The 7,379-nt window shown below is 71.6% G+C and carries 5 protein-coding genes; 3 read left to right on the top strand and 2 right to left on the bottom strand.

The genetic code is table 11. The annotated features are described in order from the left end of the window. Positions 1-15 precede the first annotated feature (15 nt). Both treZ and treY read right to left on the bottom strand, forming a co-directional pair. A complete protein-coding gene (gene treZ / locus WMJ97_RS13575; protein ID WP_347349538.1) occupies positions 16-1,806 on the bottom strand; it encodes a malto-oligosyltrehalose trehalohydrolase in 1,791 nt (596 codons plus the stop codon). Beyond that, on the bottom strand, positions 1,799-4,291 hold the full coding sequence (treY, locus tag WMJ97_RS13570; protein WP_347349537.1) for a malto-oligosyltrehalose synthase: 2,493 nt from the start codon (positions 4,289-4,291) through the stop codon (positions 1,799-1,801). The genes treZ and treY overlap by 8 nt, the downstream gene beginning before the upstream one ends. Positions 4,292-4,631: 340 nt before the next feature. On the opposite strand from treY, the gene WMJ97_RS13565 reads away from it, so the two are divergent. The 3 genes from WMJ97_RS13565 to WMJ97_RS13555 form a co-directional block, all read left to right on the top strand. Beyond that, on the top strand, positions 4,632-5,519 hold the full coding sequence (locus tag WMJ97_RS13565; RefSeq protein WP_347349536.1) for an ATP-grasp fold amidoligase family protein: 888 nt from the start codon (positions 4,632-4,634) through the stop codon (positions 5,517-5,519). A 70-nt stretch (positions 5,520-5,589) separates the two neighbouring features. Beyond that, the gene (locus tag WMJ97_RS13560) at positions 5,590-6,618 is read left to right on the top strand and encodes a glycosyltransferase family 4 protein (protein WP_347349535.1); all 1,029 of its coding nucleotides are present in this window, start codon (positions 5,590-5,592) and stop codon (positions 6,616-6,618) included. Next, the coding region (locus tag WMJ97_RS13555; RefSeq protein WP_347349534.1) for a glycosyltransferase family A protein at positions 6,611-7,379 on the top strand (769 nt) is incomplete at its 3' end. The genes WMJ97_RS13560 and WMJ97_RS13555, both read left to right, overlap by 8 nt.

Raw genomic sequence — 7,379 nt, 5'->3', positions numbered from 1 at the left:
GCCCCGACCGCCGGGCTAGCCCGTGAGCACGACCACCGCGTGGGGCCCCAGGTGGACGCGCCCATCGGCGACGTTCGCGTCCCCGAAGGACGCGGCCACGCGTCCGCGGGCGTCCCGGAGTTCGGCGGGGGCGTCCGTCGGGGCGACGATGACCGTCACCTGCCCGTGCACCAGCCGGAACCAGCCGTCGCCGTAGTCGGCGGCCACGGGCTGCCGGGGTCCGATCAGCTGGCCGCGGAGGGCGATCAGCCGCCGGTGCCAGTCGAGCATGGCGCGGTGGGCGGGGGAGCCGAGTTCGGTCCAGTCGAGCTTGGAGGCGAGGAACGTCTCGGCCGACTGCGGGTTCGGCACCTGCATGCCGGGGCCGTAGATCTGCTCCCAGCCGTGGGTGGCGAACTCCTTGGTGCGGCCGATCCTGACCAGCTCGCCGAGCTCGTCGTCGTGGTGCGTGAAGTACTGGAACGGCGTCCGGGTGCCCCACTCCTGCCCCTGGAAGAGCAGCGGGGTGAAGGGCCCGAGCAGCAGCAGGGCGGCGCCGCCGGCGACGGTTCCGGCGTCCAAGCGCACGTCGGGACGGTCGCCCAGCGCGCGGTTGCCCACCTGGTCGTGGTTCTGCGTGAACACGACGAACCGGCTGCGATCGACGTTGTCCGCGACGGGGGCGCCCCAGTTCTGCTCGCGGAAGGTCGAGTAGCCGCCGTCGTGGACGAACACGTGCTCGAACGCCTTCTTCAGCGTCTCCGGGGCGCCGAAGTCGACGTAGTAGCCGAACGTCTCACCCGTGAGATAGGAGTGCAGGGCGTGGTGGACGTCGTCGTCCCACTGCCCGTCCATCCCGAGCCCGCCGCTGACGGTCGGGGTGATCATCGCGGGGTTGTTCAGGTCGGATTCGGCGATCAGCGTCGCCGTCCGCCCGGACGCCTTCGCCCACGCGTGCACCTCGTCCGACAGCTCGGCCAGGATGTGCCGGCCGGAGTCGTCGGCGAGGGCGTGGACGGCGTCCAGCCGCAGCGCGTCGATGTGGAAGTCCCGCAGCCACTGCAGCGCGTTGTCGACGATGAACCGCCGGACGCCCCCGTTGTCGCGGTCGTCCAGGTTGATGCCCGCGCCCCACGGCGTGTGGTGGCGCTCGGTGAAGTACGGCCCGAACACCGGCGCGTAGTTGCCGGCCGGCCCGAAGTGGTTGTAGACGACGTCGAGGCAGACGCCGAGCCCGAGGCCGTGGGCGGCGTCCACGAACCGCTGCAGGGCGGCCGGACCGCCGTAGCTCTGCTGGACGGCGTACAGCGCGACCCCGTCGTACCCCCAGCCGCGCTCGCCGGGGAACGCCGCGACCGGCATCAACTCGACGACCTCGACCCCCAGCTCGACGAGGTGCGGCAGCCGCTCGATCGCGGCGTCCAGCGTGCCCTCGTCGGTGAACGTGCCGACGTGCATCTCGTAGAAGACGCGGCCGAGGGCGTCCAGCCCGGGCCACTGGCCGTCGGCCCAGGCGTGGGCCGCGACGTCGAACGTGCGCGAGGCCTGGTGGACGCCGCCCGGCTGCCAGCGGCTGCGCGGGTCGGGGCGCGGCTCGCCGTCGTCGATGGACAGCAGGTAGTCGGTGCCCGCGGGCAGGTCGATCACCCAGGTCTCGTCGGGGTCGGGGAGGCCGGAGGCGTCCGGGTGGCCCCCGTTGGGGGCCGGGGCGCCGGCGTCCAGGTTCGACGCGCGCGTCATCGGACGCCGCTCGCCGGCGACGACGGCGTCCGCTTTCTGCGCGAAGGGGGCCCACAGGGCCACGCGGACGGCGGAGGAATCAGGCATCGGTGCGCTCCAGAACGGCGACGGGGTACGGGGACAGGCGTTTCGACAGGGGAATCTCGCCCCCCTTGGTGGTGGCGCCGGTGAGGACGTCGGTCCAGTTCCCCTTGGGAACCACGACCGTGTGCTCGGTGAAGCCGGGCAGGTCGGTGAAGGTGCGGTGCAGCCGGGACGCGAGCACCACGACATCCGGCTTGGTGCCGCGGCTGTACGCCAACACGTAGCCGGTCGACGTCGGCAGCGGCTTGTACGCGGCCTCCGGGCCGACGAACGCGTCCGGACGCCTCCGGCGCAGCTCCAGCAGCTTGTTGGTGAGGAACAGCTTCTCCTCGGCGAGGTTCTTGGGCGCGCGCCGCTTCACGGCGCGCAACTGCTTGGCGAGCTCCTTGTAGTCCACCGGACGCCGGTTGTCGGGGTCGACCAGGTAGTTCTGCAGCGTCTCGCAGCCCTGGTAGGTGTCGGCCACGCCGAGGCAGGTGAGCTGGACGGTCTTGCGGGAGAGCACCGACGTGCGGACGGCGTCCGCCGTGAGGGTGTGCCACGCGGAGAACCGCTCGAGCACGACGGGGTCGCTGCACAGGTTCGTCAGGGTGTCGACGAGGTGCTGCTCGCCGTCGGCGTCCTGGTTGGTCCACGACGTCCAGAGCTTCTGCTCCCGCGACGCCTTCAGCGCGTAGGCGGTGAGGCGGTCCACCTCGATGGGCCCGTCGTCGGTCCACGTGCCCGCGAGGATCTGCCACATGAGGTTCTCGGTGTGGCCCTCCACGCCGTCCATGAGGGGGTGCAGCTCGGTGACGAGCTCGCGCCACTCGGCGCCGAACTGGCTCAGGACGCCGATCTGGTTGCGGACGTCCTCCGACCGCTTCGTGTCGTGCGTGGTGCCGCACGTCATGGTGACCGGCCAGCGCTCGGCGGTCGCGGACGCCCACGTGTGGAAGTGGTCGGGGGAGATGCCCCAGACCGCCGGGGAGCCGCCGACCTCGTTGAGCGAGACCATCTGCGTCCAGCGGTAGTACGCGGTGTCTTCGACGCCCTTCGCCTGGACCGCCCCGCAGACCTGCTGGAACCGGACGACCAACTCGTCGCGCCGGTCGCGCTGGCTGTGCCCCTCGACGCCGACCTCGCGCCCGAGCACGAGGTCGATGACGACCTCGAGGGTGTCGTGCAACTCGGGGTCGAGCCGCGCGCGGGCGCGCTTGGCCGCGTCCTCGATGACTTCGAGCGCTTCGACGTCGGCGTCCTCACCAGGGACGATGTACGCGCGATACCGCTCGAACGCGACGACGAGCTCGGCGACGCACGTGCGGATCCACCGGAAGGTGTGGTCGCGCAGCATGATGTCTTGGCTGCAGATCTCGTTGACGAGGTTCGCGATGCGGTAGACCTCGGCGAAGAGGCTCGTCGTCGTGATCTCGCGCTTCGACTGCTCGATGACGCTCGGCAGCGAGCCGGGGATGTCGCCGGTGATCTGCAGGGCGAGCGTGGCCGTGTCGGCGGCGCCGGCCGGGTCGCAGTGCAGCGAGTGGATGCGCCAGGCGGCGTCGTAGCCGGTGGTGCCGGCGACGGGCCAGTCGTCGGGCATGGGCTCGTCGCCCTCGAGGATCTTCTCGGCCGCGATCCACGCGCCGCCGGTGGCGGCGGAGAGGCGCCGCATGTAGCCGCGCGGGTCGGCGAGGCCGTCGGGGTGGTCGATGCGGAAGGCGTCGATGTGGCCGTTCTTGTAGAGGTCGAGCAGCAGGGCGTGGGTCGCGTTGAAGACCTCCTCCTCCTCGACGCGGATCGCGACGAGCGTGTCGACGTCGAAGAAGCGGCGGAAGTTCAGCTCTTCGTCGGCGACCTTCCAGTAGGCGAGGCGGTAGTACTGCGCCTTGATGCACAGCGGGAGGGGCAGGCTCTCGGTGCCGCCGCGCACGGGGAAGACGTGGTCGTAGTAGACGAGCACCGGCTGCTCACCCTGGTCGTCCAGCCCCGGGATGACCCGTCGTTCGAGCGTGATCTCGTTGTTGGCCAGCACCGTGCCGATCCGCGCGCCGAGCACGGGCATGAGGATGCCCTCGTCGCCCATGTTGTCGGAGCCGTCGAACCACGTGGAGAACGGCGAGTTCGGGCCGTCCTTCAGCACCGACCAGAGCGCGCGGTTGTGATAGATCGGCGTGGGCACCGCCATGTGGTTCGGGACGACGTCGACCACCACCCCGAAGCCGGCCTCATGGGCCGCGGTGGCGAGCTTCTCGAAACCTTTGCGGCCGCCCATGACCTCGGAGATCTTCGAGTGGTCGACCACGTCGTACCCGTGCGTCGAGCCGGGCGCGGCCTGCAGGATCGGCGACAGGTAGAGGTCGGTCACCCCGAGGGAGGCCAGGTAGGGCAATTGCTCCTGGGCCTGCTTGAACGACAGGTCTGGCCCCAACTGCAGCCGGTAGGTGGAGACCGGGGTGCGGCGTCCGCTGGAGGGCAGGTGAGGACGGAACTCGTTCGTCGTGGTCATCGGGGAGACCTCACAGACTTCTGGACAACGACTGGCTGCGGGAACTGCTGGGAGACTCGCAGGAACAGCTCGTGATCGGGCGTACTTCAACCCCTCTAACCTATCGCGCGCCGGTGGTCCGGCGTATCCGCGCTAATGGGGTGGGACTCGGGCAGGCCTCGCGGGGCGGGCGTCCGGCGGGCTCGTTGGCCCGCCTCGCTCCCGTCGGACGCCGTCGGCGGCGGGCGTCCGGGCGCCATCTTTCGGACACCTGTCGACGACGGGTCGGCTGCTGGGACAGTGGACGCCCACGCGTTCGCCGCGTGACCTCGTGACCTCAGAGGGGGAGTCTGACCACGCCATGAGTACAGCCATGCGCCGTGTCCGGAAGATCGTGCGTCCGGCACATTGGGCCGTCGCGTCCGTGCTGCCGGGGGCGCTGCAGCGGCACTACCTGCATTGGGTCGGCACCGGCCGATGGGGCGACTTCTCGTCGCCGCGGACCTTCAACGAGAAGATCAACTGGCGCATCCTGCACGATCGGCGCCGAACGATCGCGGACGCCTGCGACAAGCTCCGCATGAAGGAGACAGCCCGGCGGCTCGTCCCCGACGAGGGCCGGCTTCGGATTCCGCGGACGATCTGGGCCGGCACCGACCCGGACCGGGCGCCCGTCGACGCCGGCGAGCCGTGGATCATGAAGCCGAATCACAGCAGCGGCGAGGTGCTGCACAGCGATGAGGCGGACGCCTCGGAGCTCGAGCGGTGCCGCGACTGGCTGGTCAGCAAACCCGGCCGCCAGTTGGGGGAATGGGGGTACCAGGTCGCCCGCCCGCTGCTCTTGATGGAGGAGCTGATCCCGTCCGAGGACGGCCGGTCGCCCGACGATTACAAGTTCTTCGTCTTCGACGGGGTGCCGCGTCTCGTGCAGGTGAACCGAGGACGATTCAGCGCGGACGCCAGCGTCGTGTTCTACGACCCGGAGGGAGGCGTCCTGCCGTTGCGGAGCGCCCGGACGCCTGCGCCCCGGGCCGACGCCGAGGAGTTGCCGACCTCATGGTCGGCTATGGTCGCCCTGGCAGCTGAGCTAGCGGCCAACTGGGATTTTATGCGCGTGGACCTATACAGCGTCGGGGGGCAAGTATGGTTTGGCGAGTATTCGCCGTACCCAGGCGGCGGTGTGACGCGTTACCAGCCGTCTTCGTGGGATCGGAGAATCGGTGACTGGTGGCGGATCTCGCCGGCGTGAGGGTGACGTCGGCCACCTGTCGCCCCTGCGGGTCCTCATGGTGGGCCCCGCGCCGGCGGTGGTCGGGGGGATGTCCACGGTGGCCGCGACGCTGGCGTCCGAGTTTCGCGCCGACGACGCCGTCGAACTCTCCCTGCTCGACAGCGGGGGAGGCATCGGCCCCCGCGGGTATCTGAGGTTTCCGGCGGCGCTCGCGGCCGTCGCCACGCGGCGGTACGACCTGCTCCACCTCCACGTGGCCAGCCGCGGCAGCACGCTGCGCAAGGCGATGCTGGCGGGCGTCGCCGCGCGGCGGTCGGTCCCCTACGTCGTGCACCTGCACGGCGCCGGCTACGTCGATTTCTTGGCCGGGCTGAACGACCGGACGCGGGCGGCCGTCCGCGGGTTCTTCACCGGCGCGGCCGGCATCGTGGTCCTCGGCGATGCGTGGCGCGACGTGCTGGTTCGGGATCTCGGGATCGCGCCCGAGCGCATGTCGATCGTCAACAACGGGGTGCGCCCCCTGCCGCGCGTCGCGGACGCCGACAAGGCGGGAGACCGCGCCGTCGTGTTCGTCGGCGAGCTCAGTCGGCGCAAGGGCGCGGACCTGCTCGCGCAGGCCTGGACGACGCTGGTGGGACGCGGCGAGGCGTCCGGCTGGCGCTGCCTGTGTCTCGGCCCGACTCCGGACGCCGAGGCCCTGGCCTCGATCGAGGCCATGCCGGCCCCGGCCAGGGCGTCCCTCGAACTCGTGGGACCCGTGACCGGCGACAACAAGGACGCCCTGATCAGCCGGGCGAGCGTCTTCTGCCTGCCCAGCCGGGCCGAGGGCCTCCCGATGGCCCTGCTGGAGGCCATGTCGGCGGGTTTGCCGGCGGTCTGCACCGACGTGGGCTCGATCGCGGAGGTCGTCGACGACACGAACGGGCGCCTCATCGCGTCCGGGGACGTCGGGGCGCTCACGCAGGCGCTCGGCGAGCTCCTCACCGAGGACGCCCTCCGCGCCCGGCTGTCGGACGGTGCTTTCGCGACGTGGAATGCCGGGTTCACCTCGGCGCGGATGGCGAGCCGCGTGGCCGCCGTGTGGGCCGCCGCGGTGGAGGGGCGGGGCGATGAGTGAACCGCTGGTCTCCGTCGTGATCCCGACCCTGGGGCGCGCCAGCCTGCGCGACGCGATCGCGAGCGCGCGGCGGCAGGACACCCCGACCGAGGTCATCGTGGTGAACGACAGCGGAGCGCCGCTCGCGGCGGGCCTCGTGGCCGACGGCGTCCGCGTGATGGAGACGGAGGGCCGCACCGGGGCGGCCCACGCGCGCAACCTGGGCATGCGGGCCGCTGGGGGCGACCTCGTCGCGTTCCTCGACGACGACGACGTGTGGCTGCCCGGGCACCTGGCCCGTGCGGTCGCCGAGCTGACGGCCGCGCCCGACGCCGACCTCTACAGTTGTCGCGGGCTCGTGGTGTACGGGCCGCAGCGCAGCCGCCTCGAACCGGTCGAGCTGGTCGGCGACCGCACCCTCGCCGAGTACTTCTTCGGGCGCGACGTGTGGCTGAGCCGCTGCCGCCGCGTCATGACGCCGACCCTCGTGTTCCGGCGGAGCCTCGCCGACCTGCCGATGGACACCGGCCTGCGCCAGAGCGAGGACACCTGGTGGCTCCTCACCGCGGAGCGCGAGCGCGGGGCTCGCCTCGTCCAGTCGGCGAACGTCGGCGTCGTCGTCCATGCCTCGCCCGACCGCGAGAGCGGACGCCGCCGCGACGACGTCGCCTGGGCGCGGCGGCTGGAGAGCCTTGTCCCGGGCGCGGGGCCGGCCCACCTCGCGGCCGGCCGGGCCCGGGACGCCTGGCGCGCGGGCGACCCGGGCGAGGTGGCGCGGCTGG

This window comes from Nigerium sp. (assembly GCF_039811905.1).
Classification (GTDB): Bacteria; Actinomycetota; Actinomycetes; order Propionibacteriales; family Propionibacteriaceae; genus Propioniciclava.
The sequence above is the reverse complement of the archived record's forward strand: the minus strand, read 5'-3'. Positions and strand labels throughout refer to the sequence as shown.

Coding starts and splice junctions, on each gene's coding strand:
- treZ (WP_347349538.1), bottom strand. CDS start 1,806: ATGCCTGATTCCTCCGCCGTCCGCGTGGCCCTGTGGGCCCCCTTCGCG.
- treY (WP_347349537.1), bottom strand. CDS start 4,291: ATGACCACGACGAACGAGTTCCGTCCTCACCTGCCCTCCAGCGGACGC.
- WMJ97_RS13565 (WP_347349536.1), top strand. CDS start 4,632: ATGAGTACAGCCATGCGCCGTGTCCGGAAGATCGTGCGTCCGGCACAT.
- WMJ97_RS13560 (WP_347349535.1), top strand. CDS start 5,590: ATGTCCACGGTGGCCGCGACGCTGGCGTCCGAGTTTCGCGCCGACGAC.